The 26,951-nt window shown below is 52.4% G+C and carries 25 protein-coding genes, 2 pseudogenes and 1 riboswitch; of the genes and pseudogenes, 9 read left to right on the top strand and 18 right to left on the bottom strand.

What is annotated here, in order from left to right; genetic code table 11:
* Positions 1-31 precede the first annotated feature (31 nt).
* Entirely contained in the window at positions 32-820 is a 789-nt protein-coding gene (locus ACN06F_RS04635) for a creatininase family protein (RefSeq protein ID WP_038482214.1), read from the top strand.
* On the opposite strand, the gene ribA is transcribed toward ACN06F_RS04635, so the two are convergent.
* Positions 817-1,920, bottom strand: coding sequence for a GTP cyclohydrolase II RibA (ribA, locus tag ACN06F_RS04630; protein WP_433924757.1), 1,104 nt, complete (start codon positions 1,918-1,920; stop codon positions 817-819). The two genes, ACN06F_RS04635 and ribA, sit on opposite strands and share 4 nt — an antisense overlap.
* A 64-nt stretch (positions 1,921-1,984) precedes the next feature.
* Here ribA and ACN06F_RS04625 point away from each other — a divergent pair, with 64 nt between their 5' ends.
* Complete coding sequence (locus ACN06F_RS04625; RefSeq protein ID WP_319618844.1) at positions 1,985-2,839, top strand: RibD family protein; 855 nt, start codon at positions 1,985-1,987, stop codon at positions 2,837-2,839.
* 105 nt (positions 2,840-2,944) lie between these two features.
* Here the strand turns inward: ACN06F_RS04625 and ACN06F_RS04620 are convergent.
* The 4 genes and pseudogenes from ACN06F_RS04620 to ACN06F_RS04605 all read right to left on the bottom strand — a co-directional run.
* A pseudogene (locus ACN06F_RS04620) lies at positions 2,945-3,814 on the bottom strand (lysylphosphatidylglycerol synthase transmembrane domain-containing protein); the annotation flags it as partial.
* A 4-nt stretch (positions 3,815-3,818) separates the two neighbouring features.
* On the bottom strand, positions 3,819-5,783 hold the full coding sequence (locus ACN06F_RS04615) for a glycosyltransferase (protein ID WP_433924756.1): 1,965 nt from the start codon (positions 5,781-5,783) through the stop codon (positions 3,819-3,821).
* Positions 5,780-6,178: a 6-pyruvoyl trahydropterin synthase family protein gene (locus ACN06F_RS04610; protein WP_009722429.1), complete on the bottom strand. Its 399-nt coding sequence runs from the start codon at positions 6,176-6,178 to the stop codon at positions 5,780-5,782. Before ACN06F_RS04610 ends, ACN06F_RS04615 begins: the two co-directional genes overlap by 4 nt.
* A gap of 77 nt (positions 6,179-6,255) precedes the next feature.
* Positions 6,256-7,245, bottom strand: coding sequence for a zinc-dependent alcohol dehydrogenase (locus ACN06F_RS04605; RefSeq protein WP_433924755.1), 990 nt, complete (start codon positions 7,243-7,245; stop codon positions 6,256-6,258).
* A 212-nt stretch (positions 7,246-7,457) separates the two neighbouring features.
* Between ACN06F_RS04605 and ACN06F_RS04600 the strand changes: the two genes are divergently transcribed.
* The 3 genes from ACN06F_RS04600 (at position 7,458) to ACN06F_RS04590 (ending at position 10,238) form a co-directional block, all read left to right on the top strand.
* Positions 7,458-8,204: a CDP-alcohol phosphatidyltransferase family protein gene (locus tag ACN06F_RS04600; protein ID WP_433924754.1), complete on the top strand. Its 747-nt coding sequence runs from the start codon at positions 7,458-7,460 to the stop codon at positions 8,202-8,204.
* Between the two features lie 498 nt (positions 8,205-8,702).
* A complete protein-coding gene (locus ACN06F_RS04595) occupies positions 8,703-9,263 on the top strand; it encodes a manganese efflux pump MntP (RefSeq protein WP_433924753.1) in 561 nt (186 codons plus the stop codon).
* A 153-nt stretch (positions 9,264-9,416) separates the two neighbouring features.
* Positions 9,417-10,238, top strand: a complete 822-nt coding sequence (locus ACN06F_RS04590; protein WP_433924752.1) for an aldo/keto reductase — start codon at positions 9,417-9,419, stop codon at positions 10,236-10,238.
* A 133-nt stretch (positions 10,239-10,371) separates the two neighbouring features.
* Here ACN06F_RS04590 and ACN06F_RS04585 read toward each other — a convergent pair whose 3' ends face one another.
* The 7 genes and pseudogenes from ACN06F_RS04585 to ACN06F_RS04555 all read right to left on the bottom strand — a co-directional run bounded on the left by ACN06F_RS04585 (position 10,372) and on the right by ACN06F_RS04555 (position 13,574).
* Positions 10,372-10,635: a Txe/YoeB family addiction module toxin gene (locus ACN06F_RS04585; protein WP_433924751.1), complete on the bottom strand. Its 264-nt coding sequence runs from the start codon at positions 10,633-10,635 to the stop codon at positions 10,372-10,374.
* The gene (locus ACN06F_RS04580) at positions 10,632-10,874 is read right to left on the bottom strand and encodes a type II toxin-antitoxin system Phd/YefM family antitoxin (protein WP_009722422.1); all 243 of its coding nucleotides are present in this window, start codon (positions 10,872-10,874) and stop codon (positions 10,632-10,634) included. The genes ACN06F_RS04585 and ACN06F_RS04580 overlap by 4 nt, the downstream gene beginning before the upstream one ends.
* A gap of 162 nt (positions 10,875-11,036) precedes the next feature.
* A complete protein-coding gene (locus ACN06F_RS04575) occupies positions 11,037-11,495 on the bottom strand; it encodes a hypothetical protein (protein WP_120385563.1) in 459 nt (152 codons plus the stop codon).
* Between the two features lie 220 nt (positions 11,496-11,715).
* A pseudogene (locus ACN06F_RS04570) lies at positions 11,716-11,955 on the bottom strand (transposase); the annotation flags it as partial.
* Positions 11,925-12,158 carry a hypothetical protein gene (locus ACN06F_RS04565; protein WP_433924750.1) on the bottom strand — a complete coding sequence of 78 codons (234 nt, stop codon included), beginning with the start codon at positions 12,156-12,158 and terminating at the stop codon, positions 11,925-11,927. The pseudogene ACN06F_RS04570 and the gene ACN06F_RS04565, both read right to left, overlap by 31 nt.
* Before the next feature lie 154 nt (positions 12,159-12,312).
* The gene (locus ACN06F_RS04560; protein ID WP_433924749.1) at positions 12,313-12,888 is read right to left on the bottom strand and encodes a DUF2971 domain-containing protein; all 576 of its coding nucleotides are present in this window, start codon (positions 12,886-12,888) and stop codon (positions 12,313-12,315) included.
* A 119-nt stretch (positions 12,889-13,007) separates the two neighbouring features.
* Entirely contained in the window at positions 13,008-13,574 is a 567-nt protein-coding gene (locus ACN06F_RS04555; protein ID WP_433924748.1) for a hypothetical protein, read from the bottom strand.
* 208 nt (positions 13,575-13,782) lie between these two features.
* A riboswitch (TPP riboswitch) is annotated at positions 13,783-13,941 on the top strand.
* Positions 13,942-14,019: 78 nt separating this feature from the next.
* Here ACN06F_RS04555 and tenA point away from each other — a divergent pair.
* From tenA to ACN06F_RS04540, 3 genes are all read left to right on the top strand, one after another.
* Complete coding sequence (gene tenA, locus ACN06F_RS04550) at positions 14,020-14,718, top strand: thiaminase II (RefSeq protein ID WP_095602492.1); 699 nt, start codon at positions 14,020-14,022, stop codon at positions 14,716-14,718.
* Between the two features lie 44 nt (positions 14,719-14,762).
* Complete coding sequence (gene thiC, locus ACN06F_RS04545) at positions 14,763-16,709, top strand: phosphomethylpyrimidine synthase ThiC (protein WP_433924747.1); 1,947 nt, start codon at positions 14,763-14,765, stop codon at positions 16,707-16,709.
* A 181-nt stretch (positions 16,710-16,890) separates the two neighbouring features.
* Positions 16,891-18,600, top strand: coding sequence for a hypothetical protein (locus ACN06F_RS04540; protein ID WP_433924746.1), 1,710 nt, complete (start codon positions 16,891-16,893; stop codon positions 18,598-18,600).
* Between the two features lie 139 nt (positions 18,601-18,739).
* Here ACN06F_RS04540 and ACN06F_RS04535 read toward each other — a convergent pair whose 3' ends face one another.
* The 5 genes from ACN06F_RS04535 to ACN06F_RS04515 all read right to left on the bottom strand — a co-directional run bounded on the left by ACN06F_RS04535 (position 18,740) and on the right by ACN06F_RS04515 (position 24,806).
* Entirely contained in the window at positions 18,740-19,819 is a 1,080-nt protein-coding gene (locus tag ACN06F_RS04535; protein ID WP_120385571.1) for an NAD(P)-dependent alcohol dehydrogenase, read from the bottom strand.
* A 223-nt stretch (positions 19,820-20,042) separates the two neighbouring features.
* The gene (arcC, locus tag ACN06F_RS04530; protein ID WP_038482165.1) at positions 20,043-20,972 is read right to left on the bottom strand and encodes a carbamate kinase; all 930 of its coding nucleotides are present in this window, start codon (positions 20,970-20,972) and stop codon (positions 20,043-20,045) included.
* 12 nt (positions 20,973-20,984) lie between these two features.
* The gene (locus ACN06F_RS04525) at positions 20,985-21,995 is read right to left on the bottom strand and encodes an ornithine carbamoyltransferase (protein ID WP_038482161.1); all 1,011 of its coding nucleotides are present in this window, start codon (positions 21,993-21,995) and stop codon (positions 20,985-20,987) included.
* An 11-nt stretch (positions 21,996-22,006) separates the two neighbouring features.
* Complete coding sequence (arcA, locus tag ACN06F_RS04520) at positions 22,007-23,263, bottom strand: arginine deiminase (RefSeq protein WP_095602497.1); 1,257 nt, start codon at positions 23,261-23,263, stop codon at positions 22,007-22,009.
* Between the two features lie 103 nt (positions 23,264-23,366).
* Positions 23,367-24,806: a YfcC family protein gene (locus ACN06F_RS04515; RefSeq protein ID WP_433924745.1), complete on the bottom strand. Its 1,440-nt coding sequence runs from the start codon at positions 24,804-24,806 to the stop codon at positions 23,367-23,369.
* A gap of 411 nt (positions 24,807-25,217) precedes the next feature.
* Here ACN06F_RS04515 and ACN06F_RS04510 point away from each other — a divergent pair, with 411 nt between their 5' ends.
* Positions 25,218-26,684, top strand: a complete 1,467-nt coding sequence (locus tag ACN06F_RS04510; protein WP_198348496.1) for a DASS family sodium-coupled anion symporter — start codon at positions 25,218-25,220, stop codon at positions 26,682-26,684.
* Between the two features lie 65 nt (positions 26,685-26,749).
* On the opposite strand, the gene ACN06F_RS04505 is transcribed toward ACN06F_RS04510, so the two are convergent.
* The gene (locus tag ACN06F_RS04505) at positions 26,750-26,929 is read right to left on the bottom strand and encodes a CsbD family protein (RefSeq protein WP_253487094.1); all 180 of its coding nucleotides are present in this window, start codon (positions 26,927-26,929) and stop codon (positions 26,750-26,752) included.
* Between the last annotated feature and the right edge of the window lie 22 nt (positions 26,930-26,951).

Here is a 26,951-nt window from a genome sequence, read left to right as displayed (position 1 = left end):
AAAACACGGGCTTTAAAACAAGAGAACCTACATGATTTATCACTGGCAAACCCTCACCGCTCCCCAGCTCGCCTCGATTGCCGAAGGTGATCCAGTCGCAGTGATCACCTTGGGGGCCATTGAGCAGCACGGTACGCACCTGCCATTGGGCACCGACCTGATCATTGGAGAAGGGTTACAAGCCGCCATGTTAGACATGATTGACCCAGCACTCGACGTGCTGTGTCTGCCAGCAATTGCCGTCGGTGCGAGCGACGAACACGCCAACTTTGCTGGAACGCTTAGCCTACCCGCTCCACTAGCCATCGCGACATTAGAGGCTTACGGCGAAAGCATTGCCCAGGCAGGTATAAAAAAGCTGGTGTTGATTAATAGCCACGGCGGCAATAAAGCCGTGATGGATCTTGCCGCGCTGACACTACGCAAGCAATTTGCAATGCGCGTAGTGAAAGCCACTTATACACGCCTTCCGCCACTGGAAGGTGCTATCAATGCCGATGAGCTGCGCTACGGGTTGCATGGCGGGCTGCTGGAAACCGCCATCATGCTGCATTTAGCACCTGAATTTGTGCAGCTCGACAGCTATCAGCCCACACCACCGGCAATGCCTAAAGGTGGCGCACTAGTGAGCCCAGAGGGTAGCGCAGCATTTGCCTGGCTTGCCGAGGACTTAAGTAGGTTCGGCGTTGCCGGTGATGCAACGGAGGCTAATCAAGCATTAGGTGAACGGTTAGTCAGGCACTACGCCTCTCAGCTAGCGCAGGTGGTGGCCGAAACCGCCCACCTGCCACCGCTTATCACTGGTAAAACGCCAGATTAACGCCCACGACCTTCAAGCACTTCGTCTAAGAAATGCCCTGCTCGGTTGGCTTTGGCGCTTAGGTAGCGGTGATTGTGATCAGTCACACTGCCGTAGAGCGCCTGACGTGAGACGACCTCAATCCCCCCTTCACGCAGCGCTGCCATTTTTAGCGGGTTGTTGGTCAACAGCTGAACTTTATCGATCCCTAGCGCATTGAGCATATCCACCGCGACCGCGTACTGCCGCTCGTCGTCGCCAAACCCTAGCACTTGGTCGGCATCGACGGTGTCTAAACCGCCATCTTGCAAGGTGTAGGCACGCAGCTTATTGGCTAAGCCAATTCCCCGCCCCTCTTGTGCCAAATAAAGCAGCACGCCGCCCCCCATCGCTTGAATATCGGCCACTGCATTACGCAACTGTTCGCCACAGTCACAGCGCAGGCTGCCGAACAGGTCACCGGTGAGGCAAGCCGAGTGCATACGCAAAGGAACCGCCCCAGGGATAGAAGCCAAATCGCCAATCATCACGGCCACATGCTCTCGCAGGCCATCAGGTTCACGAAACAGCACGAAGCGACTCTCAGGCGCATCTTCAAGAGGAATACGCGCTTCACTGACACGCTTTAGCATCCCCGGCGCACCGGCTAAACACTTCTCTGCATCGCGGGCATTAACTTCTAACAGCTCGCCTTTTGATAACTGCTGAGCAATATGCTCGGCTGATGTCGTACTTACCTCTGCGCACAGCGCCGCCGGTATCAATAGCGCACGACGCATAAGTGCCACAGCGCCTCTCTCTCCCACGCCAGCAGGCTTCAGGCCGCTTAACAGCGAATGAGCCTTCGACGCTTCATTGGACACAGCAAGGTGATGCAAATCACGCTCACTGATTTGCTCGGTGAGCGGTAAGCAGGCCGCATCCGCCTTAAGCGACATGCCCATTGCCTGCAAGCGATGACGCGTTAATACTAGTGCTGGCCGAGAGCCGGAGAGTTTCGCCAGTGAATCGACCGACACACTGCCTTCAAGAGCCTGTACCAACAGACGTTGCTCTCCGGTATTAATTACCACGGGCAGTCCACGGCGAATATCGAAAATAGCGCGTTCAATGTGATACATGTAGGCCTCCAAGTTGCCGGTTGGGGCGGACAACGTTTGCTTGCGTCGGGCAACATGGCCCCGCATGATGAGTTGCTGTTTTTTGAGTGGAGATACCATGCCTAGCACCAATGAAGTGACGATCGATACCGACCAAGCGTGGGCATGGTTGTTGGACACTAAGCAGGGCATCAGAAGTGACGTCACAATGACGCTTGATACCCATGGTTGGCACTCTTCTGCCCCTGTTACAAGCGCCGCGCAGGAGCTGTTGACGTGTTTGCTGCCACTGGTGCGTCATTCGAGCTGGGTGGTTGCCCAACTGGGGCAGAGCCTGGATGGGCGCATCGCTACGGAAAGCGGTCACTCCCACTACATCAATGGCGTTGAAAGCTTGGTGCACCTGCACCGACTGCGTGCGCTGGCCGATGCCGTGGTGATCGGCGCAGGCACGGCGAGTGCTGATAATCCTCAGCTCACCGTGCGCCGCGTAACGGGGAAGCACCCTACCCGAGTGGTGATTGACCCACGAGGACGCGTGCCCGTTGATTTGGCACTGTTTACCACGCCTACCGCACCCACTCTGCACCTCACCGGGCCAGAGGTAACGGTGGCGCCAACGGCCGCCGAACACTGCGTGCTGCCGCTGGATATCAACGGTCAGTTCCGCCCTGCCGACGTTATTACCTGGCTGGCAGATCGTGGACTTACGCGGGTATTGGTAGAAGGCGGCGGCGTCACTGTTTCGCAGTTCATTGAAGCAAATGCGGTTGACCGCCTGCATTTGCTGGTTGCGCCACTGATTATCGGTTCCGGCAGGCCTGGGCTGCAGATGACGCCCATCGACACCCTTGAGAGTGCGTTGCGCCCGACGATGCGCTCTTTCCGGTGCGGGGACGACACACTCTTCGACGTAGTGCTGAGCGGGCGCACTGCCTGACGCAGCACTGGATGGCGGAGAACTGGATGGCGGAGAACTGGATTGCATAGCACGTGTTCGCGAGGCCAGCGCCACCCAAATGCCTGGCAGGCTAGAAATCAGCACTAACACACCATAAGCCAGTGATATCGCCACACCTTGCGCCGAAGGCAAGCCAACAAACATCCAAATGCCTGCGGCGGCGCCTTCCCGCAACCCCCACCCGGCAATCGAAAGGGGCACCAGCATGGCAAGCAGCAACACTGGAGCCAACGCTAAAATATCTAAGGTCGCCAGCTCCACGCCGATTGCCCGAGCCGCACAGACCATTACCAGGCCATAGCTAAGCACAATAGCAAGAGAAGAGATCAGTTGCCGTGGCCATACGTCACGCTGCAGTAGCCCGCGGCGCATATCCTGTCCTAATGCAGCACACCAAGCGGGTAGCGTTACCGCCGAGCGCCGCAACCAGACCATCAGCGTCACACCGGCCACCATCACGATAACCGCTACGCTCGCCACTACCATCAAACCACTTAAGCCCAGCGCTGTTAGCCAGAGTGGTGACGTGAACAAGGCGATTAGTGTGTAAAGTGCAATCGCCAATTGCCCAGAAGCACGCTCAATCACCACCGCACGCCAAGCACTACCCTTTGAAGAAGACTGACGGGCATGGCGATGGGCACGACCTGCATCACCCAGCACGCCACCAGGCAGCAACTGGTTAACCAACAACGCTAAGTAGTACTCCCGCAGTGCATAACGGTAGCACAGCGGCACGTCGATTAAGCCTGCCGTCAATTGCCATCGCCACGCGCTCAGCATCACTTGCAGCACACTGATAAGTAGTGCGAGGGCCATCCAGCCCGGCGCAAAACGCTGCACTTCTGCCATTACCGCGTCTGGCTCTACCCACAGGGCAACAGCGGCCAGCAGCCCTAAGCTCACTAACCCTTTTTGCACCCACGGGGTTCTCAGCCAGCGCCAGCGTCGCATGGGGTTAGCCCTCGTCCGCTGGCAGCGCCAGCAAGTCGCGGTGGCCCACCCAAATACCGATCTCGCCTTTGGCTACCTGACCTAAGCGCTCATCACGCCACCGAGCAATACGTGACGCCGCTTCTGGAGCCTGTTCGGTAGCAGCGCTCGCCCATCCTTCAATCAACGCGCACATTAAGGGGTACTGCGCTGGCTTACCCGCCGCCAATCGCCACGGCGTTTCAGCCTCGTTAACACGATAACCGTAGTCAGCCATCGCTTTAACTAGCGCGCTGTGAGCATCGCCGCCTAATGCATCGCCTAAGCCCTTATCCCGACGCTGGTGCGCGTTGAACAGTTCACTGATCCAGCGATCATCAAGGCCGTTCAGAGGTTGCTGCTGGGCATTGGTAAAGTACCATTCGCCAGTAATGCTTAGAGTGATAAGAAGCGCTTGGCGATGTTTAGCACACTGTGCAGCCAAGGCATCAATCCACTCTTGAGATACTAAATCGATCAGCGCAGATGCCGTCACTACGTCGCAGTGCGTAAGTGCTGGGTGGTCAAACTGCTTAAGGGAAACACAGTGGGTTTCGACCTGGAGCGGCTCACCTTTACCCGTGTTCAATTGCCCGGTTCGCGAGTAGGCTTGATTAAGTAAGGCAGAGTCATGGTCAATCAGCATCCAGCGCTGGGCATGGTGCAAGCGAGGCGCAAGAAACTGGCTATTACTTCCCCGTCCACAGCCTAAATCCGCCAGTATCACTGGCGAGGAAGCTTCTGTCAGCAGCGAAGCTTCTGCTCTCCGCTGATGTTCTGATAACCAGCTCGCTAACGCCTCCACCAACGCTTGGCTGCGCGAACTGGCATCGACGCTTTCACGCAGCGATAACCAATCCGCTGCAAATTGGCTTCCCGCCGACAATGTCGAAGAGTGCTGCAGCGCCTCGGCAAACGCCTTTCCTGCAGCCTGCCAGTCACCCAAGCGGGCACGTGCAGCGGCGGCGCCTGCGCGTAGTTCAGTACGTAGTGTCTGATCGTGGCAGAAAGCCGCCAGAGCACTCGACAGCGCCTCAACATCCCCCGGTGCTACGCTGATGCCAGCCCCTTTGGGTAAGGTATCCTGCAGCGCACCGCCGGTGGTGGTGATAACGGGCAAGCCATGGGCTAGCGCTTCAGTCACCACCATGCCGTAACCTTCATACCAAGAAGGCAACACCAGTGCATGAGCGTTCTGATAAGCGGCTTCCAGGGTTGCGGCATCACATTCGCCGTGAAGCGTTACCCCATCGCCAAGCTGATGGTTGTCGATCAATGTTTGAACGCGATCCGTAAACGCAGCATCACGAGCACCGCCAAAGCAGTCGCATCGCCAGTGTCCACGCTCAACACCTGCCAAGGCTTGAACCAAAATATCCTGCCCTTTACGCGGGGTCAGCGTTGCCACGCATAGCAGGCGGATAGGTTCGTTGGGTTGCGCCGCGGGGCTGACCGGGGCACGTTCAACCCCAGGTTCCACCACGCTGATAGAGGCACTAAATGGCAACGCGTACTGTTCCGCCAATGCCCTTACGCGACGCTCAGTAAAACGGCTGGTCACAATCACTCTATTCACGTGCGCCAGCCCACGTAATTCACTACGGTGAAAACGCTGCTGTTCTGTGTCACTCAAGCCCTGCTCATCGCCCAACGGATGATGCAGCAGCGCTGTGATATCCAGGCGCTCAGCGTGGACAGCCACTACCTCTGGCAGCGCCCCCATGGCCAGGCCGTCGATAATGACCCGCGCATGGTCCTGCAACGCGGAAAGCGTATCGGAGAGCGACTGGGCGGCCTCATCATCGGCATCAGGAAAACGCCCAGACAACCCCACCACATTGATAACCAGCCCACGCTCGCGCAGTGCAGCGACAATATGGGCGTCGTAAATATACCCACCGGTACGCTGGTCTGGATCGCCAGCCACTATCAAGGTCAATGGCGGGCTCATAGCGCCCCTTCATAGCTTGCCCACGCCACATGAGATTCATGCAGCTTGATCTCCATGTGCGTCAGCCCCTGAGCGGTGGTGCCCATTTTTCCTGCTTTAATGGCAGCCGCCAGCTGGTCAAAAATCACCTTGGCCATAAATTCCGTGGTGGTGTTTTTACCGCTAAACTCGCTCACCTCATCAAGGTTGCGATAGTTGTAATCCGCCAGCACCTCTTTAACCGTCTCACTAGCCAAACCGATATCAATCACTAGACCATCCTGGTCAAGTTCAGGGCGCTGAAACACCACGTCTACTACATAGGTGGCACCGTGAGTGCGCTGGGCAGGGCCGAATATTTCCCCATTAAAACTGTGGGCAATCATGAAATGGTCACGAACGCATAAACGATACATAGACACTCCTGTCGTATTAACCAGACCTTTTTAGCGAGGTCGTTCTAACTAATTCGCACTTAATTAAGCCGCATTAATTAAGCGGGTAATGGATAACGAATTCGATGGCAAAGCGCTGTGCTACCTGGCCCAAACAGAGCAGGCGCTAGCGTTGGAAAATCGGCAAAATCGCTTTCACCGCTGATCAGTGCATCTAACCGCTGGTCGGTGAGTAAGCGTAAAGCGAGCGCTAAACGGCGGCGATAATTCCAGCGCGGCTGCAACTTGGCAGGCAATTGCCCAACCTGGCTGGCACGAAGCGTTAAACGCTGGGAGTGAAAATCGCCACCGAGCGGCAGCGACACATCGCCTTCACCAAACCAGCTCATTTCAATCACGCGGCCTTCATTGCCCAACAAGCCCATAGCCAGCCTCAGACCATCCGGCTGACCACTAGCGTGAATCACGCAATCTTGGTCGGTGGGTGCCTGTTCTGGCGTACAGAAAGAAATGCCTAAATGCGTTGCCAGGGTTTCTCTCTGAGGATTAATGTCGATCAGGCGTACTTCTACACCTGGGATTTGCGCACACAGATACGCCACCAGTACACCGACGACGCCAGCGCCCACCACACACACACGCTCGCCAAGCATGGGGTTAGCATCCCACACACCGTTAATGGCAGTTTCCATATTGGCGGTTAGCACGGCACGGTAAGCGGGCACATCGTCGGGGAGTGCTAAAACAGCGTCGACAGGCACGACGTAGTAGTCCTGGTGCGGAAAAAGGCAAAAAACGGTTTTATTAAATAAATGATCAGGCCCCTGCTCCACATAACCAATGTTGCAGTAGCCATATTTCACAGGAGTAGGAAACTCCCCCGCTTGAAAGGGGGCGCGCATACGCGAATATTCACTTTCCGGCACCCGCGCGTTAAACACGAGCGATTCAGTGCCGCGGCTAACACCGCTGTATAGGGCACGAATCAGAACCTCATTTTCAGCGGGTGACGCTAGTGGCTCCTGCTTGAGCTCACCATGCGTAGGGCGGGTCACCCAAAAAGCCGTAGCGGTATCAGGCAGCAACATGACATTTCCTTATGGTTTAAGCGCTTCATCCATCCTTACAGCGTAGCCTAGAAAGCGAAGCGGTTGCTTAACCCATGTAAGCGTGAAGATGATTTAAAACAAATGTATCCACATCATGGACAACCATACCTTCTTATACAAGAATGGTACATAGGAAATAATTTGCACACTTTAATTCAACCGCGGACCAGTAAGCCGCTCTGCGAGTAAGCATGCCCTCTTTCTCCAACACCTCCAGCATCTCTTTACCCAAGCGGCTTTACACCTTGGCTGAGATAGCCCTGGCTAGCCTGTTACTCGCAGGCTTGGGCGCGATGCTGCCGGGATTAGTCGCCAGCGCTGCAAACTGGTGGTTGGCAGCTGGCTTCTACGTCGTGATGGGCGCACTGGTGGTAAGTTTTTGGCCCCATGGCCCGCTCGGTTGGGCAAACCGAGTAACGCTTGGGCGCGGCGTACTCGTCGCCATCGTGGCAGGGGCACTGGCAGCGAATGCCTTTACTGACGCAATTTGGCTATGGCTAGCGGTCGCTGTTATCGCGCTATTACTGGACGGTGTGGATGGCTGGATTGCCAGGCGCACTAAAACCCATACCACGTTTGGCGCACGCTTTGATATGGAACTGGATGCAGTATTAATCCTGATACTCTGCATCGGATTATTGCAGAGCGAACATCTAGGCGCTTGGGTGCTACTGATTGGCGGCATGCGTTATTTATTTATCGCCGCTAGCTGGCCATTTGCGTGGTTAAAAGCACCGTTATTCGAAAGTTTCCGGCGTAAAGCAGTGTGCGTGTGGCAAGTCGTTGCATTGCTGCTGGCGTTAACGCCACTCACCTCTCCTCTTGCTGCCAGCCTGCTCGCACTGAGTGCGTTAGTCACACTCAGCTACTCATTTGGCTTCGATGTGTGGTGGCTGTTTAAGCAGCACAAATGCCAAACCTCCTCTGCCGCTGATTGAAGAAAAACGATAATGACATCTAAAAATATAATCGTGAAATAAAAGTCGTATTTAATTTTCTTTTTAAGAATATTAAATACGACATAGGATTAGACACAGCTCGCTATGCACTGCCGCCGATTACTGCACGCTTTAAACAGACATTCCCCAAGGTGCATCTAGAGCTTCATTAGTGTAACCCTGAGAAGATCTTCTCACTGTTAAAGGAGGAGTGATCAACCTACCGACCTTCCTTATAAAGACTATTTTTATATCTGAACATCATCAATATAAAAAAATAAATCAACAAACTATTTAAGCTCAAAAAGCCAACAAAATCAGCTAACAGACACATTGTTAGCCAAGGCTATATTTATTCGTTATAACTAACTTTATTTTTCATTGACTAACTTGTTATCAAAGTAAAACCTGATAGGATTCAGCGCTATTCAAACCCTACTTTTATCACTCGAGCATCTTGTTTCACACCTTTAGTCTCATTAAACGAGCCCTTCTATCATGACACCTGTTGCCCTGCTTTTTTTAGCAGTTTCCATGTCAGCGGATGCGTTTGCGGCATCCATCAGCAAAGGGGCAGAGCTGCGCAAGCCCCGCTTCCGACACGCGGTAGGCATTGGTTTAATATTCGGCATTGTCGAGGCCATCACCCCGGTACTCGGCTGGGTGGCTGGCAAGGCTTCTCAGCAGTACGTAGAAACCTGGGACCACTGGGTCGCGTTTACACTACTGACCATTATCGGCCTGCACATGATAGTCGAAGGGCTGAAGAAAGAAGAAAAAGTAGAGCATCGCAAACAAACCCTGTGGCTGCTGGTACTAACCGCCACTGCCACCAGTCTAGACGCCATGGCCGTGGGCGCCAGCCTTGCGTTTATTGATGTGAACATCATTACCACCAGTCTCGCCATTGGCCTTGCTACTACGGTGATGGCTTCCATGGGAACGCTGCTAGGCCATAAATTTGGCAAATACGTAGGCCACTGGGCAGAACTCGCAGGTGGCATTGTATTGATTGGGATTGGCGTGATGGTGGTGGTAGAGCATACGGTGTTGATGTGACCTCCCCATCGATAATATAAATACTCCCTCGACGACTTAAACACTAACTTAACAGTGGTCGGTGGCGATGGTCTTACATGCCTCCTGGCCCGACGCCCCCCAATTTGAGTAGCGCTACACTTTATAGTCCGACCCTATGCTAAGGAGATAGACATGCAGACGATTGAGCTAGGCGGAGACAGCGTACCCCGTATCGGCCAGGGCACCTGGCATATGGGCGAGGATGCCGGGCAGCGCCAAGCTGAAATCAGGGCGCTGCGTGAAGGCCTGGAACTGGGCATGACACTGATTGATACCGCTGAGATGTATGCCGAGGGCGGCGCTGAAGAAATTGTTGGCCAAGCGATTCGTGACCGGCGCGATCAGGTGTATCTAGTCAGCAAGGTTTACCCGCACAACGCCAGCACCCAGGGTGTTCAAGCTGCCTGCGAGCGCAGCCTACGCCGATTGGGCACCGATACAATTGATCTCTACCTGCTGCACTGGCGCGGCCAGTACCCATTGAGCGAAACCGTAGAAGCGTTCGAGCGGCTGCGCGAGCAAGGCAAGATTCTGCGTTGGGGCGTATCAAACTTTGACGTTGACGACCTAGCGGAGCTAAACGCGCCCGCGTGCGTCACTAATCAGGTGCTCTACAACCCCGAAGCACGCGGCATTGAATACGACCTGCTGCCCTGGCAGGCGCAACATAACATGCCGCTAATGGCTTACTGTCCCATTGGGCAAGGTGGCGCGCTGCTGCGTAACGCCACCATACAACGCATCGCTGACAAACACAGCGCCACCCCCGCGCAAATCGCCCTTGCCTGGGCACTGCGCCACCCCGGTGTGATTGCCATCCCGAAAGCCGTGAGCCTGGATCACCTCAAACAGAACGCCTACGCAGATAGCATCAGGCTCGACGAAGATGATCTGGCACAGGTAGACGCCGCTTACGCGCCACCAGTACGTAAACAGGGTTTAATGATGGTGTGAACAAGCGCGGCCCTTTCGAAGGTGTTAAACCAGCGCCCCAAAGACAGACTCGCGGGTTAATACAGAGCGTTGCGGCAATTTTGGAGCCGCGAGGCGGTGGAAAAACGGTCCGGCAACAGCGGCCAGTTATGCATTATTCGTAGTAGCTCCATAGCCTGAGGACTTTCACTACTTGCTCGTCTTCTAGCACTTGGTAGACCAAACGATGCTGAATATTGATGCGGCGTGAATAGGCGCCCGCAATATCACCTATGGGCTTCTCAAACGGGGGCGGCTTGCGGTACGGAGCTTCTGCAATTAGGGCCAACAACTCTTGGGCTTTTGGCTTGAGGCCGCTTGAAGCCAGCTTCTTTGCGTCCTTCTGGGCTTGTTTGGTGTAAACCAACGTCCATGTCACCAGTCCAGCTCCTCATCGCACTCATCCACGGAGGTATCCATTCCCTCACGAATAGACTCCCGCATACCCGGTACGGAGAGCAGGTAAAGCGTTTCCTGAATGGCAGACCAGTCTTCCTCGGAAACCAAGACGGCTTTGTTCCGCTTACCCATGATGACGATCGGTTGGTGGGACTCGGCGGTCTCGTCAATCAACCGATAAAGGTTGCTGCGCGCCTCCGTTGCTGTGATTCCGGTCATGACGCACCTCTTGCGTGTTTAACTTTTTATCAATTGTACGCTTTGGTACGTACGTCAAAACGAACGTTCCGAATAACGCCGCATTAAGGTGTGAGCAGCGCTTTCCTATACTTTGAGCGAAGCGAAAGCGGCAAGCGTTGCGAATCACTCTTAAATGCTTTGTTAAGTTTCAGGATACATCTCACGAATTAGATTCAGTGATAAAGTCCCTTCGTTAACAAGTGGGGAAATTGTGTCTGTCATTTTTATTTGCTGCCAAGCTTTTGCGTTGGTTTTAAAATCAGAAAAATACTTCACGTTGTCTACTCTTCGAAAATGTCGGAACCATACACCCAACTCTGGCACTGGAGTTTTTATATAGTTGTAGTCACCGGATACATTACAAACAGCAAATGGAAAGTGATGAGAGATAATTAGAACTTTATCACCGATCTTCATTTGGTTTTCAAACGCAACATAATCTTTTTGGTGTTGAGGAATCTTCTCCAAATCTTCAAACTCTAAATCGCCTACACGCTCAGCAAAATCTAAACCAATAAATCCTGCGGATAAACTCTGTGCAGAATGAAAAGCTGAATTCCCAGAATCATCTGGGTGTAACTGCATACGCCAAAACGCCATATCTACCTCATTTTACGAAAATTGAACCTGAAACATAACGAGGCTGTAGAAAAACCCGATTTCGAGCCGTTTCCACCGCCTGCTGTCCTTATTCATTTACCCAGCCAATCATCTGGCTGAGTAATCTTAATATCGGTATTTAGCCACTTAGGCACCCAGCTTAAGCCCGCTGAAGACGGCTTGGTGGGTTCACAAAGCAATTTGCCCCGCTCTAGGCCCTTCATGATGCGGCCAAATGACCATAATTCGCTAACTTCTCAATATTGTGCACCAAGCAGTAGAGCTGCCACTGACCTTGCACTTTTTTCTTACTCCGAAGGCTGAATCGGTTCCGTCGTTTCGTCGTGCCAATATTGCCGAACACCGGTTCCACTACTGACATACGATGGCTGTAGATCTGTTTGCCTTTAGGGCTATCGACTCGGTGCTTCATCCAGTCGGTGTAATTGGGTAAGCGTTTGTTCTCGATAATAAAAGATACCTATCGACTGGCAAAGTTGCGATGGCGCTTGCCGTATTTGTCTTATGGAAAACTGACAGATCGAGTTTATGCTCGCTCAGGTAATGCGCTGCGTGCTCAAAGGTGCCGGGCTGAAGTTGATCGTAGTAGTTGATTACCACCATGGCGTTCTGATCGTAGTTATAAGCCTTGAAGCGCGGCATGCTGACCACTCCTCGTATGTCTCCTCGATCCTACCAAAACTTAGCCGTCAGCGGAGTTTTTCTACAGGCTCAACGCTCCAATAACCGGCAGCTGAAACGCAGCGAAGCGTAGTGTAAGCTGTCCGGCGCCGCAGGCGCGAAGTTGATTGGTTTGTTATACGATTTCTGCAACATTAGCCTCATCCACTTGTATGTCGGGATTGAGTTTGCTGACTAGATTTCTCACTAAGCTTTTAGTGCGAGTATCCATTTTTGAACCTAGAAATATTCGACTGATAGTTACATCAATGTAGTTAGAGTCTGTTACAAATACTCGCTCCTCTTCTTCATAGGCCCACGGTTCCAGCTTGCAAGTTAAGACATTTTTCGCAGTCTCGTGACTGCCATGCTTTGTGGCATTTTGCACATAAGACAACCCCTCATAAGTTACAGACCTGATCTCATGCTTTGGATGTACGATTACGCCTATTGCTACACCTCTATGGCTATCCGCATAGTGTGACCACATTAGGGTGCTATCAAATCGACGTGAAAGGGAGCATATTCTGATTTTGGTTTTTTCGCCTTTTATTTTTCTTACCAACTCACTATTTATAGCGCCACTATCGTATGTATATAGCCCTTCCATAGGATCATTGAGCTCGAAATATGGCGCTGCATAAATTCTATTATTGAGAACAATGTCGACAAAGTTCTTGAAATTTTCCAATGACCTATATTTGTAATGCATAGACAATTTTTCGTATAACGCCAAGTTAACCCGCCGGAGCGTAGTTGTTTGTTTTTATGGTAGCGTAGCGAGAAGCCATAAAAAAAAACGGCGCAGTGGAGGTCAGGTTGCACTTTTTATTAGGCATTTTTGCAGTACGCTCTTAGACATTTAAGTAAATCAAGCTCATCTCCAGCACAGCCACCACCTGAGAAATCTAAAGGTCCTATACCGACAAGGCGGCCAACTTTATCGCAGTACTCTTGCAAGTTGTTTAAAAACCCCTCCAATTCAGATTCAGTTGTTCCACCCAAATCCGAACCGTTTATTTGAGATAGCCTATCATAATGAGCAATTCGCTTGTTACGTGCAGGTTTAACCTTGGCGCCAAAAGCTTTCAAAGCCAACGATAACGAGTTGACCTCCGAATCCATTAATCCCTCATCGGCTAACTGCTTATTGATCAGATCGATAGTAATATTTACTTTACCATACATTTCAGCGGCATCCATTATTTTACACACTTGAAGCTTCCAATCTCTATGCATAATCGATGCAATTTCAGTAAAAAAAGTAGCAGCGACCTTGGATAATACAGGCTCAGAATCCTCATTAAAAAGATTCACGTAGACGTTGTACTGGTGCCGAATTTCGATGCAATGATTCCTGAATAATTCAAAGTCACCGTTTAATTTTTCATGGCTCATGATTAGTGCTTAACAGTGATTATACGCCTCGCTACAACCCCCCAATAAACGCGACGGCACATTCATTGGGGTTTTGCAGCCATCCAATTTGACTCTACCCCATTGATTCCCAAGAGAGCAAAGCCAATTTTGACTGCATATTCAAAATTCGCGTGCTTGCGCGTGCCCCTTGCATCTCTTCTCTCCTCCTCCTAGACTGCTTGGCACTAACTGCTTGACGGGGTGCCGGTGAATCCGGCTGAGATGGCGCAGGGCGTATCTTCTTGATACTGCCAAAGCGCTGGTCCCGCTGAACCTGATCCGGCTAATGCGCTGCTCCTATAACGAGCGCGCGGGTACCGGCGTAGGGATCAAGCGATGGCCTCGGCTTAGTTTCACGCCACCTTCTGCGCCATTTCCTCGATCTCAACCGCCCACCTTCCGGATCATTACTACCGGAGGCACCATGGGCTACCGCTTTGCTGATCTTACTAATGCCTGCCATGACGACTGGCGCGCCTATATTGAGCACGATTTTGTCCGCCAGCTGGGTTCCGCTGCGCTACCAGAAGCATCGTTTCGCCACTATTTGAAACAGGATTACCTGTTTTTGATTCACTTCGCCCGCGCCTACGCGTTGGCCGCCTATAAAAGCCCTACGCTGGCTGATCTGCGCCAAGCCCATGAAGGTTTAAAAGCCATTGTGGATGTGGAGCTGGGCCTGCACGTGGGCTTTTGCCAGGAGTGGGGGATTTCCGAACAAGAGCTGGCGGAGCTTCCGGAAGCCAGAGCCACTTTGGCGTATACCCGCTACGTATTAGACACCGGCAATCGCGGCGACCTGCTCGATTTACATGTAGCGCTGGCTCCTTGCTTAGTGGGCTACGGCGAAATCGCCAACTGGCTGAACGCTCAGACTTCTACCCTACGCGGCAGCCAAAACCCTTTTGATGCTTGGATAGCGATGTACGAAAGCGAGGAGTTTCAGGCCGCCATGCAGGCTGAGCTTGAATGGCTCAACGCCCGCCTGGCCGATGTTACCCCCGCCCGCTTTGCCGAGCTGAGCAAGATCTTCCGCGACGCCACGCGTCTGGAAATCGATTTCTGGCAGATGGGTCTGGATCTGATAGACAGCGATCTAACAGACAAAAGTCGCACCCATTAAGCCAACACAATAACCATAATCAACAACGAAGGAAGACGACCGTCATGACGAAGACTTTAGAAACTAAAACTTTAAAAACTGAGACCTCAAAAAGTAACACCAGCCACTTTTTAGCGGAAACTGCCCAGGTCGATGCCGCTGCCATTCAGCCGCTGCCCGCCTCGCGCAAGGTGTACGTTGAAGGCTCACGACCCGATATCCGCGTGCCGTTTCGGGAAATCACTCTGTCGCCGACTAAAACCAGCAGCATTGATGAAGAGAACCCGCCGCTGCTGGTGTACGACACCTCTGGCCCTTACACCGACCCAGCCGCCAACAACGATTTACGCAAAGGCCTACCCGCCCTGCGCCGCGCCTGGATTGAAGAGCGCAACGATACCGAGTTCCTTGACGGCCCCACCAGTGAGTACGGCAATCGCCGCGCTAACGACCCAACGCTCGCCCAGTTGCGTTTTGATTTAACGCGCACCCCGCGCCGGGCAAAACTAGGTAAGAATGTCACCCAACTGCACTATGCGCGCCAGGGCATTATTACCCCTGAAATGGAATTTATTGCCATTCGCGAGAACCAGCGCCGCCAAACATTAGGCACCGCTGAAGTTGAGCGTATTCTTGGTCACCAACATCCTGGCCAGAGCTTTGGTGCAAAATTGCCGGAAGAGATCACGCCGGAATTTGTGCGCGACGAAGTTGCCCGGGGGCGCGCAATTATCCCCAACAATATCAACCACCCAGAATCCGAGCCGATGATTATTGGCCGTAATTTCCTGGTAAAGATTAACGGCAACCTGGGTAACTCGGCAGTTACCTCGTCGATTGAAGAAGAAGTCGACAAAATGACCTGGGGTATCCGCTGGGGATCGGACACCATTATGGATCTTTCCACCGGCCAGAATATCCACGAAACACGTGAGTGGATCATCCGCAACTCGCCGGTGCCGATTGGCACAGTGCCGATCTATCAAGCGCTTGAGAAGGTCAACGGCATTGCCGAAAACCTGACCTGGGAAGTGTTCCGCGACACCTTGATTGAACAAGCTGAACAGGGCGTGGATTACTTCACCATTCACGCGGGTGTGCTGCTGCGCTATGTGCCACTAACCGCCAACCGGGTGACCGGCATTGTCAGCCGTGGCGGTTCCATTATGGCCAAATGGTGCTTGTATCATCACCAGGAAAGTTTCCTGTATACCCACTTCGAAGAGATCTGTGAGATCTGCAAGCAGTACGACGTAGCGTTTTCGTTGGGCGACGGTCTGCGCCCCGGCTCAGTCGCCGATGCCAACGACGAAGCACAGTTCGCTGAGCTGGAGACCCTGGGTGAGCTGACGAAGATTGCCTGGAAACACGACGTTCAGGTGATGATCGAGGGCCCTGGCCATGTGCCCATGCACCTGATTAAAGAGAACATGGATAAGCAGCTTGAGGCGTGCCATGAGGCACCTTTCTATACCCTCGGCCCACTGACCACCGATATCGCCCCCGGCTATGACCACATTACCTCGGGCATCGGTGCAGCCATGATCGGCTGGTTTGGCTGTGCAATGCTCTGCTATGTGACGCCGAAAGAGCATTTGGGCCTGCCGAATAAAGATGACGTCAAAACCGGCATCATCACCTACAAGATTGCTGCCCACGCAGCGGACTTGGCCAAGGGTCACCCGGCGGCACAACGTCGCGATAACGCGCTTTCCAAGGCACGCTTTGAATTCCGCTGGGAAGACCAATTCAATCTGGGGCTAGACCCGGACACCGCCCGTGAATTCCACGACGAAACCCTGCCGAAGGACTCTGCCAAAGTGGCGCACTTCTGCTCCATGTGCGGACCGAAGTTCTGCTCTATGAAGATCAGCCAGGAAGTACGCGATACCTATCGTGACCGCGCGCCGGAAAATGCCGCTGAAAGCGATTCTGAGGCAGTCAAGCGTGGCATGCAGGAGCAAGCGGAGAAGTTCCGCCGCGAAGGCAGCGAGCTATATCAAGAAGTTTAAAATAGCAGCCTGCAAGTTTCGCTAATAACGAGTGGCTCTTGGGTCTTACACGACTTCAAGAGCCATTTTTTTAATCAAGGAGAGGTTAGTTTAATTTAAGTTGTGTATGATTATCATTCACAGTGAGTTTTATTCTAAATATTCAATTTAAAGCCAACATTTTTCAAAGGACTGACTCTAGATGAGAACGAAACTATCCTTGGCTGTTTCTCTTGCCCTTCTCAGCACGGGCGTACTGAGTGGCTGCAGCGATGATAGCGCGCCAACAGCATCAGGCACCCAGCAGGAAGCACCAAAAAACCTCTCAGCTTCCCTGTTGAAATATATCCCCGCCGACTCTCCCTATTTTGTGGCAACACGGGAGTCAATGCCTGAACAAGATGCCTTTGCTCTTTACCAGCGCATGCAGCCAAAGGATAGCCTTGAAGCTGACTTGGATGAACTGCGCGACATGCTACACGAGATAGACGATGACGTGTTGCATTCGCTGATGTCACTGTTGATCGCGATGGGGGAAGAGTTTGTCGGGGTTGAAACACTCGATGATATTCATGCGCTGGGCTTTAAAATGAGCCCCCAGGTCGCTTTATACGGACTGGGTATCTTGCCCACTCTGCGTATGGAATTGCAGGATGAAGACGCTTTCCGCGAAACGCTGCAGCGCATCCTCACCAATGCAGATATCAATCCGAGTACGGCCACAACAGATGAAAAAGAGTACTGGGTGCTAACACAAGATGGTCCGATCAAAGCCATCATGGCCATTATCGATAAGCAACTGCTGATGTCGGTGGTGCCAGAAAATGTCAGTGATGAGTTGCTATCACAGGTGCTGGGTAGCACCCTGCCTGACAGCAGCATTGGTGATACCGGCGCCCTAGAGGAAATTGAACAGCGTCATGGCTTCACGCCCTATGGTGCTGGGGAAATCGACTCATCACGCCTGCTTAGTGAGCTGAGTACCCCCACACACTTAGGTACTCAAGCACTATTGGACGCAGCTGATGCAGAGCGGCTGGATCTCTCCGCCTGCCAAGCAGATATTGACCGCATCACCAATCGCTTCCCTGGTCTTGTAATGGGCATGCGTGAGTATAACCTCGACCGTATGGAGATGAATCTTATACTGGAAACCGATGAGGCTATTGTCAGCGATCTTCGTGCAATGACCGCTCAGGTTCCGGGCCTTGGTAGCACAGAGGGCATGGCCAGCTTTGGGCTAGGCCTGAATCTACCGGTGCTGATGCAAACTGTTCAGAAGTATGCTCAGGAAGTGCGTCAAAACCCGTTTAGCTGTGATGAGCTTCAGGAATTAAACAGCACCTGGAATGAGATCAATAAAGCGATCAACAATCCAGTCGCCATGATGATTGGCCCATCCCTGTCTGGTTTCAGAGCACGCCTTAACAACCTGACAATGAAAGATGGCGAGCCCACTGGCACTGGTCTCCTGACCCTCGCTTCGCAAAACCCGCTTGCACTGCTGTCTACAGCAAGCGCGTTCGCGCCTGATTTAGGGACACTTGGACTTGAACCCGGTGGAGAAGCCAAAAAAATTGACAGCATGATGCTGCCACCAGACTCACCAGAGCTCTACGCGGCCATGTCTGAAAGCGCCATTACCTTGGGCGTTGGCATCAGCGATTCCGAAACACTACAGGAAGAACTGCAAGCCCCTGTTTCCGAGCGTGACCTACTGGTTCATGGCCATCTGACGGGTGAGTTCTACCATTCACTGGCCGATGTCATAGCGCAAATGCCCTCCGATGAATTGGCAGAGCTTGATATTGATTTGCTCAAGCAATATAGCGATATCTACAAGAACATGGAGTACTGGTTCAGAGTGGATGATGCAGGCGTTGAAATGAGCTTCTCGCTGGAATTGAACTAAGCACTGGCTATTCCTAACATCCGAAAAACTCGCCATTGGATGCAGCTCTCATCGTGTCACTGTGATCGTTAGCGAGTTTTTCGTCGGCAGCCATACTGATACAGGTGGCGTATGTATGGCTCTTGAACTTACTTAAGCGCTACGAGACCTCAAGGGCCACTTTCAACACGCCATCACGTTGGTGGGAGAACAGATCATAAGCATCAACAATGTTCTCCAACGCATAGCGGTGCGTGACCATGGGGCCAAGATCTAGTCGCCCTGCAGCAATGATGCTCATCAGCCTGCGCATTCGCTCTTTGCCGCCAGGGCAAAGTGACGTAATGATCTTGTGGTCACCTAGCCCAGCACAGAAAGCGCCCAGCGGAATCGTCAGGTCTTCAGAGTAAACGCCCAGGCTTGAGAGCGTGCCGCCAGGTTTTAGCACCCGCAAGGCCGATTCAAAGGTTTGCTGCAGGCCGAGTGCTTCAATGGCCACATCCACACCGCGCCCGCCGGTCAGCTTTAGAATTTCCTCTACGACATCAACTTTGCGGAAATCCAGCGTCACGTCAGCGCCCATCTGCTTGGCCATTGCCAAACGTTCATCAACACCGTCGACAGCAATAATCATCCCCGCCCCACGTAACCGCGCACCTGCTGTCGCACACAGCCCAATCGGGCCTTGCGCGAACACCACCACAGTGTCGCCAATATTGATACCCGCTTTTTCGGCACCCGCAAAGCCGGTCGACATGATATCGGGGCACATCAGCACTTGTTCGTCGGTTAGGCCGTCTGGCACGGGCGAGAGATTGGCCTGGGCATCAGGCACCAATAAGTACTCCGCCTGGGCACCGTCGATGGTATTGCCAAAGCGCCAGCCGCCCATTGGTTTATAACCGTGGCTGTGGTGGCCACCATCTTGCGAGGAGCAACCATCTTGGCAGGCATAAGAGGTGAAGCTCGGGCAAATCGCTCCGGCGATGACGCGCTGGCCTTCCTGGTAGCCCTTTACGTTGGCGCCCAGCTTTTCAATCACGCCCACCGGCTCATGGCCGATGGTTAAGCCTCGCTCAACGGGATATTCACCCTTGAGGATATGAATGTCGGTGCCGCAGATTGTGGTAGTGGTGACACGCATCAGCGCATCATTGGGGCCGATCTCGGGAATGGGCTTGTCGTCAATCTCAATGCGGCCAGGCTCAACAAAAATAGCCGCTTTCATCATGGTAGGCATGGGACGATTCCTCTGTGCAGGGAGTCATAGCGCTTCACCACTCAGCTTAGGCGATTAATCGATGGCTGACGGCGGCTAAAATTGCGCCATATCAAGCTTTAGGCTACTAGGTGGGCAGCTTATTATTTGTCATAAGAAGCCACCACAGGAATACTTTTAAAAACAAAAGCTAATGCGAGGTTGCCAAACAAAGCTCTCTAACAAAGCTTCCTAGTAAAAGCACCTAACGGAAGTTAATGCCCTGTGTGTTGGTGCTAACACGGGTGCCGGCGGCTCCCTGAAGAATTTCTTCGATATCAGCCAATGCACCAATAACCGCTTCTTTACCGGTATTCCTGCTGTAGCTGCATGCTGCCTCTATTTTTGGCCCCATGGAGCCCGCCGCAAACTGCATGTCATCCAGCACATCCGGATGAGCACTCGCGATCGCCTTGTGGTTTGGCCCATTCCAGTCGACATACGCGGCATCAACATCCGTCGCAATGATCAGTAAATCAGCCTGCAACTGCTCAGCGAGTAGGGCCGAACAGAGATCCTTATCGATCACTGCCTCTACACCATTGAGTTTATTATTTTCGTCGTAGGCAGTAGGAATCCCCCCCCCGCCAGCACAAATGACGATCGTACCTTTTTCGAGAAGCCACTTTACCGGGAGAATCTCGAAAATCCTGTTGGGACGCGGACTGGCAACCACACGACGGAATTTGTCCCCGTCGGGTGCAATGCTCCAACCTTTCTCCTTAGCCAAGCGTTCGGCCTCGTCCGCTGTATAAACCGGACCTATCGGCTTGCTGGGGTGCTGAAACGCAGGGTCATCAAGGTCAACTTCCACTTGTGTTAATAAGGTAGCCAGCGGAACCTCAACAGGCAGCAGGTTGCCGAGTTCCTGCTCAATCATATAACCGATCATGCCTTCCGTTTCTGCACCTAGAACATCCAGTGGGTAGGCACTAACATCCGTGTAAGCAGCCCCCTGCAGTGCCAGCAACCCAACTTGCGGGCCGTTGCCGTGGGCGATTACCAATTCATTACCTGGTGCGATCCTGGCAATTTGTTCACAGGCAATTCTAATATTTCCACGCTGAGCCTCTGCTGTCATCGGCTCTCCACGACGTAGTAAGGCATTTCCACCCAGTGCAACGACAATTCGCATCGACATTTCTCCTCAGACCCCACCCAAGGTGGCAACAAGCACCGCCTTGATGGTGTGCATGCGGTTTTCCGCCTGTTCAAATGCAATACAGGCCGGCGACTCGAAGACCTCCTCGGTCACCTCAATGCCATTTGCCAAGTGCGGGTATTGATCAGCCACCTGCTTGCCGATTTTAGTTTCCGTATTGTGGAAGGCTGGTAAACAGTGCATGAATTTGACGCGCGGATTACCTGCACACTGCATCAGGCTGCTGTTTACCTGATAAGGCAGGAGCTGCTCAATCCGCTCCCCCCAGGCTTCTACTGGCTCACCCATCGAGACCCACACGTCCGTGTGGATAAAGTCGACACCTTTAACCGCCGCTTCTGGGTCCTCGGTCAACGTAATAGTGGCACCACTTTCCTCCGCAAAACGCTGGCAAGCATCGATGTGTTCTTGAGAAGGCCACAACGCTTTGGGGGCAGCAATGCGCACATCCATGCCAAGCTTGGCACCAATTAAGAGTAGCGATTTGCCCATGTTGTTATGGGCATCTCCCACATAGGCATAGCTGATCTGGTGTAACGGCTTTTGTGTATGCTCCCGCATGGTCATCACGTCAGCGAGCATTTGTGTCGGGTGATACTCCTCGGTTAAACCGTTGTAAACCGGCACGCCCGCATAGCTGGCCAGCTCTTCGACAACTTCCTGTTTAAAGCCGCGATACTCAATAGCGTCGTACATGCGGCCCAACACACGAGCGGTATCCTTCATGCTCTCTTTATGGCCAATTTGCGAGGAGCCTGGGTCAATGAAGGTAATATTGGCGCCTTGGTCGTATGCGGCCACTTCGAAGGCACACCGTGTACGGGTTGATGTCTTCTCGAAGATCAGCGCAATATTCTGCCCCTTGAGAAGTTGCTGCTCCGTACCGGAGTACTTGGCGCGCTTGAGGTCGCGGGCAAGGTCAAGCAGATAGCAAAGCTCACGCTCGCTATGATGCATGAGGCTAAGCAGGCTACGGTGATGAATATTAAATGCCATGATGAACGCTCTCAGTAGTCAATGGGGTCACGAATGATCGGGCAAGTCATGCAGTGGCCACCGCCACGACCGCGACCAAGCTCACTGGCGCTAATGGTGATGACCTCTACGCCTGCCTTGCGTAGCAGCGTGTTCGTCGATGTATTGCGGTCGTAGCCAATCACCACGCCGGGCTCGAGTGCCACAACGTTGTTACCGTCATCCCACTGCTCACGCTCTGATTCGAAACTGTCACCGCCCGTTTCCACCACACGCAAGGCGGGCAAACCGAGCGACTCAGCGACCACCTCAAGGAAGCTATTTTCTTCTCGGCGTACATCGATCCCCCCTGGGCGACTCTCATCTGGCCGGAGGCTGAAGGCGACGATATTGCGTACGACTTCAGGAAAAATGGTTACCAGATCGTGGTCACAAAAGCTGAATACGGTATCCAGATGCATCGCCGAGCGCGATTTTGGCAGGCCTGCGACAACGATTCGCTTGGCCGCACCGGCAGAGAATAGCGCTTGTGCCACTTGGCCAATGGCCTGACGAGAGCTGCGTTCGCCCATTCCAATCAGCACAACGCCGTTGCCTATCGGCATCACGTCTCCACCTTCCAGAGTCGCTAGGCCATGATCCACATCAGGGTCGCCGTACCAGACCTGAAAGTCGGCTTTTTCAAACTCAGGATGGAATTTGTAGATCGCCGTGGTAAGTAGCGTTTCTTGGCGCCGAGCCTGCCAATGCATCGGGTTCAATGTCACACCGCCATAGATCCAGCACGTTGTGTCACGGGTGAACTGAGTATTCGGTAGTGGCGGCAGAATAAAGCTTGAATGGCCCAGGTAATCGCGAAACATTTTGAGGATTTCACCTCCCTGGGACCCCGCCATATCATTGCCTGATATCCCGCCGATAAGAAACTCAGCAAGTCGGCGCGGCTCCATCTCATCAAGCCAGGCACGCACTTCATCCTGTAGCCCTAACCCCACTTGATTCGCAGTAATCTTACGATCCAGGAGCCAACTGCGCGCCTCAGGAATGTTGAGGGTGTCCGTCAGCAGGTTGTGCATTTCCAGCACTTCCACGCCACGTTCACGCATTTTGGTCACAAAATCGAAGTGATCACGCTTGGCTTGGCTTACCCACAGTACGTCGTCGAACAACAAATCATCACAATTACTCGGCGTTAGGCGCTGATGGGCCAACCCTGGCGAGCAGACCATTACCTTACGTAATTTGCCTGCTTCGGAATGAACGCCAAGCGTTGAGGCATTGGTAGACATTGCGTTTCTCCTTGTCGCATGCCAGTAGGCACGTATCGTTTCATCATTGGCTTAGCGGCTTGTGGCCACGACCAATACAAAGTTGAAGTACTGCCGACGAACCTCAGCCTATAAGAGCTGCCAGACTCAGGCAGGTAAGAATGATCACCGTCAGAATCAACAGCAGCGGCCACATGAATCGCAGCCAGCGTTCATAGGGCACACGCCCAATCGCCAACGCCCCCATGACCACGGCAAAGGTCGGGTTGATCAGGTTCACTAATCCGTTCGCCGATTGATAAGCGGTCACCACCAAATCTCGCCCCACTCCAGCGAAGTCCGCCATCGGAGCTAGAACAGGCATACTCATCACCGCCAACCCTGATGAAGAGGGGACAAAAAACGACATCATCACCTGTAACCAATACATCACGTTTATAAAGGCGATGCTGGAAAGACCACTCACCCGCTCTTCAGACCAATGCAGTAGCGTATCGGTAACAAGGCCGGCATCCATAATGACGACGATCCCTCTGGCCAAGCCGATAATCAGCGCGACACCTAATAGCTCCTTGGCGCCGCCTACAAAGGAGTCGACAAAGCGCACCTCACCCAACCGGGAAACAACACCGACCACCAGGCTGGATGCCAGAAATAGCGCCGTCATTTCGCCCATCCACCAATCGGCCGCCAGCACGCCCCACACCATAATGATGAAGGTGCATGCAAACAGCATGAGCACTAGCTTACGAGTACGGGTAAACGGCAGCGTTTCCTCATCGCGCTGGCTCAGAAAATACTTGCGATCCGCCTCATACTGATCACTGATAATGGAAGCATCATGACTGCGGCGAACACGAGCTGCATAGCGCATCACATACAGAACCGTCGCCACGAAACACAGCGCAAGAATCACCAGCCTCAGGACAAGACCTTCGGTGAAAGGGATACCGGCAGCATCAGAAGCAATGACCGTCGCGAAAGCATTGACTGTTGAACCCAGCACCCCCACCCCTGCTCCTAGCAGGATAATGGCAACGGCCGTTACCGAGTCATAGCCAGCGGCAATGATGATGGGAATTAGCAGCATGTAGAAGGCCAGCGTTTCCTCGGCCATTCCATAGGTAGAGCCACCGAGGGCGAATAGCCCCATTAGCAGTGGGATTATCCATTTCTCATGCCCTACCATGCGTTTCATGGCTCGCCCAATACCGGCATCAATCGCTCCGGTCGCCGTCACAACACCAATAAAACCGCCAATAATCAGTACAAAAAGCGCCACATCAATTGCATTGGCCACATTGGTCGCAGGGTCATAAAGCCCTGCTATTGGGGCCATCAACACATCCCAGGCATTTTGTGGATTAGGCGCTACCTCTTGATAGCTGCCCACCACGGTAACTTCTCGCCCCAGAGATTCGTCAAACTCCCGCTCATACTGCCCCGCCGGAACGAACCACGTCATCACCGCAGCGAGGATAGTCAGACTAAATAAAATGGTAAAAGCCGTGGGAAAACGAAAGCGTTTTACTTCTTTATTATCATTCGTTTGTGCGTTATCCATTGCTCTCCACCTCTAATAAATCACCATGCTATGCATTTTTTCAGGCTAAATAGCAGGCACTTATTACGGCATATAACCACCAGTACTTAACCTTCCATGACGCTAACTATAGGCCAACATTTAAATAAAAAACTGACAAGCATCAAAAAAATAAAAAATAATTAAAACAGACCTAAATAAACCATTAGCTATTCATTTTTAAAAATACATCTGCAGCAGCAATCCGATTATAGAAAAACAAAAATAAAGCTTTTAAATTAGATGACTTACAGATCGTCACATAAAAAACAACTACACTATAAAATCATCTCTATTGAGCCAACAATTGACGTAGCGCAAGTTATCTAGCGTCAAAAAATATAAACTAAATCAAGAGTTAAAGAGCTTTTTTTTAATCTATAGGTACCCATTATGTCGACACTACCTTTCAAACCCTGGTCGACCGCAATCGCTGTGGCCACCACTCTATTGATTTGGCTGGTGATTCCTTTGCCAGAAGGGCTGACGCCAAACGCTTGGCTCATGCTGGCAATATTTGTCGGCACTATTGTCGCTATCATCGGCAAAGCCATGCCCATTGGCGCGATCTCTGTGATTGCGATTTCTATTGTCGCGGCAAGTGGTGTTACCGGCGACACGCCAGGCGAGGCCATCAATGTCGCCTTAAGCAGTTATGCCAACCCACTTATTTGGTTAATTGCCATTGCGATTATGATTTCACGCGGGTTGATTAAAACTGGCCTAGGCGCACGTATTGGCTACTACTTCATCTCGATTTTTGGCAAACGCACGCTGGGGATCGGCTATGGCCTTGCCTTTTCAGAGCTAACAATTGCGCCAGTTACCCCAAGCAATACGGCGCGAGGTGGCGGTATCATTCACCCTATTATGCGCTCTATCGCTCACAGCTTTGACTCACATCCTGAAGACAATACGTCTGGTAAAATCGGCAAATATCTAGCGCTGGTTAATTACCACAGCAACCCCATCACCTCGGCTATGTTCATCACCGCCACCGCCCCTAACCCATTAACCGTTCAACTTATCTCGTCCGCCACTGGAGCAGAAATACAGCTGAGCTGGTTAACCTGGGCGGTCGCCATGCTGCTGCCGGGCTTAGTCGCCATCCTGGCGATGCCGTACATTCTGTACTTGCTTTACCCACCGGAAATTAAAGAAACCCCGAATGCCACCCAGTTGGCGAGAGACAAACTTGCCGAACTAGGAAAGCTAAGCCGAAACGAAGGCATCATGTTGCTCGTTTTCTTAGTGCTGCTTTTGCTTTGGGCGGATATCCCAGCGATTTTCCTGGGGGATGCGGTCACGCTTAACACCACCACGTCTGCGTTTATTGGCTTATCGCTACTCCTGCTAACAGGGGTTTTAACCTGGGAAGATGTGCTGAAAGAAAAAAATGCCTGGGATACGCTGCTATGGTTTGGTGCTCTTATTATGATGGCTAGCCAACTTAACGAAACAGGCCTTATTAGTTGGTTTTCAGCGAATATGCAGAGCTGGATTACCACGATGGGGATTGGTTGGGCGGGAGCCTCTGCACTCTTAGTACTCACCTTTCTTTATACCCACTACTTTTTTGCCAGCACGACTGCACACATCACCGCGATGATGGCAGCATTTCTCACCGTTGGCTTAAGCCTCGGCGCCCCACCTATGCCTTTTGTGCTGATTATGGCGGCCACATCTTCGATTATGATGACCTTAACCCATTACGCCACAGGCACCTCACCAGTCATCTTTGGCTCAGGCTACCTGACGCTGGGAGAGTGGTGGAAAGCAGGTTTCATTATGAGCGTGGTGAACCTGCTCATTTGGGTAGTCGTTGGTGGTTTATGGTGGAAGCTGCTTGGTCACTACTGAGTTACCACCTGAAAGCCAACAGAGGTTATTGACCTCTGTTGGCATTGAAATGCCCTGGCTAGACGCTATTTCTTAGCCTTCTCTTTGGCCTTACCTTTACCTTTCTGCAGTTCGCCCTTTACTTGTTGGGCTTTACCCTTAGCTTCTGTTTTACTACTTCCGGTTACTTTGCCAGTTGCTTCCTTCACTTTTCCGGCGGCCTTATTGACAGTACCTTTCACTCTATCTTCTTTGCCACTTGCCATGACGAACACCTCTAATCCGTTA

Origin of the sequence: Vreelandella sp. 21 (assembly GCF_050995515.1) — a bacterium.
Taxonomy (GTDB): domain Bacteria; phylum Pseudomonadota; class Gammaproteobacteria; order Pseudomonadales; family Halomonadaceae; genus Vreelandella; species Vreelandella alkaliphila.
Note: the sequence above shows the minus strand (reverse complement) of the source record. Positions and strands in the feature narration are given on the sequence as shown.

Excerpts from the sequence above, each read along its gene's own strand:
- ACN06F_RS04575 (WP_120385563.1), bottom strand. The coding sequence starts at position 11,495 with ATGGCGTTTTGGCGTATGCAGTTACACCCAGATGATTCTGGGAATTCA.
- ACN06F_RS04560 (WP_433924749.1), bottom strand. The coding sequence starts at position 12,888 with ATGCATTACAAATATAGGTCATTGGAAAATTTCAAGAACTTTGTCGAC.
- ACN06F_RS04605 (WP_433924755.1), bottom strand. The coding sequence starts at position 7,245 with ATGTTGCTGCCTGATACCGCTACGGCTTTTTGGGTGACCCGCCCTACG.
- ACN06F_RS04505 (WP_253487094.1), bottom strand. The coding sequence starts at position 26,929 with ATGGCAAGTGGCAAAGAAGATAGAGTGAAAGGTACTGTCAATAAGGCC.
- ACN06F_RS04610 (WP_009722429.1), bottom strand. The coding sequence starts at position 6,178 with ATGTATCGTTTATGCGTTCGTGACCATTTCATGATTGCCCACAGTTTT.
- ACN06F_RS04555 (WP_433924748.1), bottom strand. The coding sequence starts at position 13,574 with ATGAGCCATGAAAAATTAAACGGTGACTTTGAATTATTCAGGAATCAT.
- arcC (WP_038482165.1), bottom strand. The coding sequence starts at position 20,972 with ATGCGAATTGTCGTTGCACTGGGTGGAAATGCCTTACTACGTCGTGGA.
- ACN06F_RS04600 (WP_433924754.1), top strand. The coding sequence starts at position 7,458 with ATGCCCTCTTTCTCCAACACCTCCAGCATCTCTTTACCCAAGCGGCTT.
- ACN06F_RS04580 (WP_009722422.1), bottom strand. The coding sequence starts at position 10,874 with ATGACCGGAATCACAGCAACGGAGGCGCGCAGCAACCTTTATCGGTTG.
- ACN06F_RS04615 (WP_433924756.1), bottom strand. The coding sequence starts at position 5,783 with ATGAGCCCGCCATTGACCTTGATAGTGGCTGGCGATCCAGACCAGCGT.
- ACN06F_RS04595 (WP_433924753.1), top strand. The coding sequence starts at position 8,703 with ATGACACCTGTTGCCCTGCTTTTTTTAGCAGTTTCCATGTCAGCGGAT.
- ACN06F_RS04510 (WP_198348496.1), top strand. The coding sequence starts at position 25,218 with ATGTCGACACTACCTTTCAAACCCTGGTCGACCGCAATCGCTGTGGCC.
- ACN06F_RS04540 (WP_433924746.1), top strand. The coding sequence starts at position 16,891 with ATGAGAACGAAACTATCCTTGGCTGTTTCTCTTGCCCTTCTCAGCACG.
- ACN06F_RS04535 (WP_120385571.1), bottom strand. The coding sequence starts at position 19,819 with ATGCCTACCATGATGAAAGCGGCTATTTTTGTTGAGCCTGGCCGCATT.
- ACN06F_RS04590 (WP_433924752.1), top strand. The coding sequence starts at position 9,417 with ATGCAGACGATTGAGCTAGGCGGAGACAGCGTACCCCGTATCGGCCAG.
- arcA (WP_095602497.1), bottom strand. The coding sequence starts at position 23,263 with ATGTCTACCAATGCCTCAACGCTTGGCGTTCATTCCGAAGCAGGCAAA.
- thiC (WP_433924747.1), top strand. The coding sequence starts at position 14,763 with ATGACGAAGACTTTAGAAACTAAAACTTTAAAAACTGAGACCTCAAAA.
- ribA (WP_433924757.1), bottom strand. The coding sequence starts at position 1,920 with ATGTATCACATTGAACGCGCTATTTTCGATATTCGCCGTGGACTGCCC.
- ACN06F_RS04625 (WP_319618844.1), top strand. The coding sequence starts at position 1,985 with ATGATGAGTTGCTGTTTTTTGAGTGGAGATACCATGCCTAGCACCAAT.
- ACN06F_RS04515 (WP_433924745.1), bottom strand. The coding sequence starts at position 24,806 with ATGGATAACGCACAAACGAATGATAATAAAGAAGTAAAACGCTTTCGT.
- ACN06F_RS04565 (WP_433924750.1), bottom strand. The coding sequence starts at position 12,158 with ATGCCGCGCTTCAAGGCTTATAACTACGATCAGAACGCCATGGTGGTA.
- tenA (WP_095602492.1), top strand. The coding sequence starts at position 14,020 with ATGGGCTACCGCTTTGCTGATCTTACTAATGCCTGCCATGACGACTGG.
- ACN06F_RS04635 (WP_038482214.1), top strand. The coding sequence starts at position 32 with ATGATTTATCACTGGCAAACCCTCACCGCTCCCCAGCTCGCCTCGATT.
- ACN06F_RS04525 (WP_038482161.1), bottom strand. The coding sequence starts at position 21,995 with ATGGCATTTAATATTCATCACCGTAGCCTGCTTAGCCTCATGCATCAT.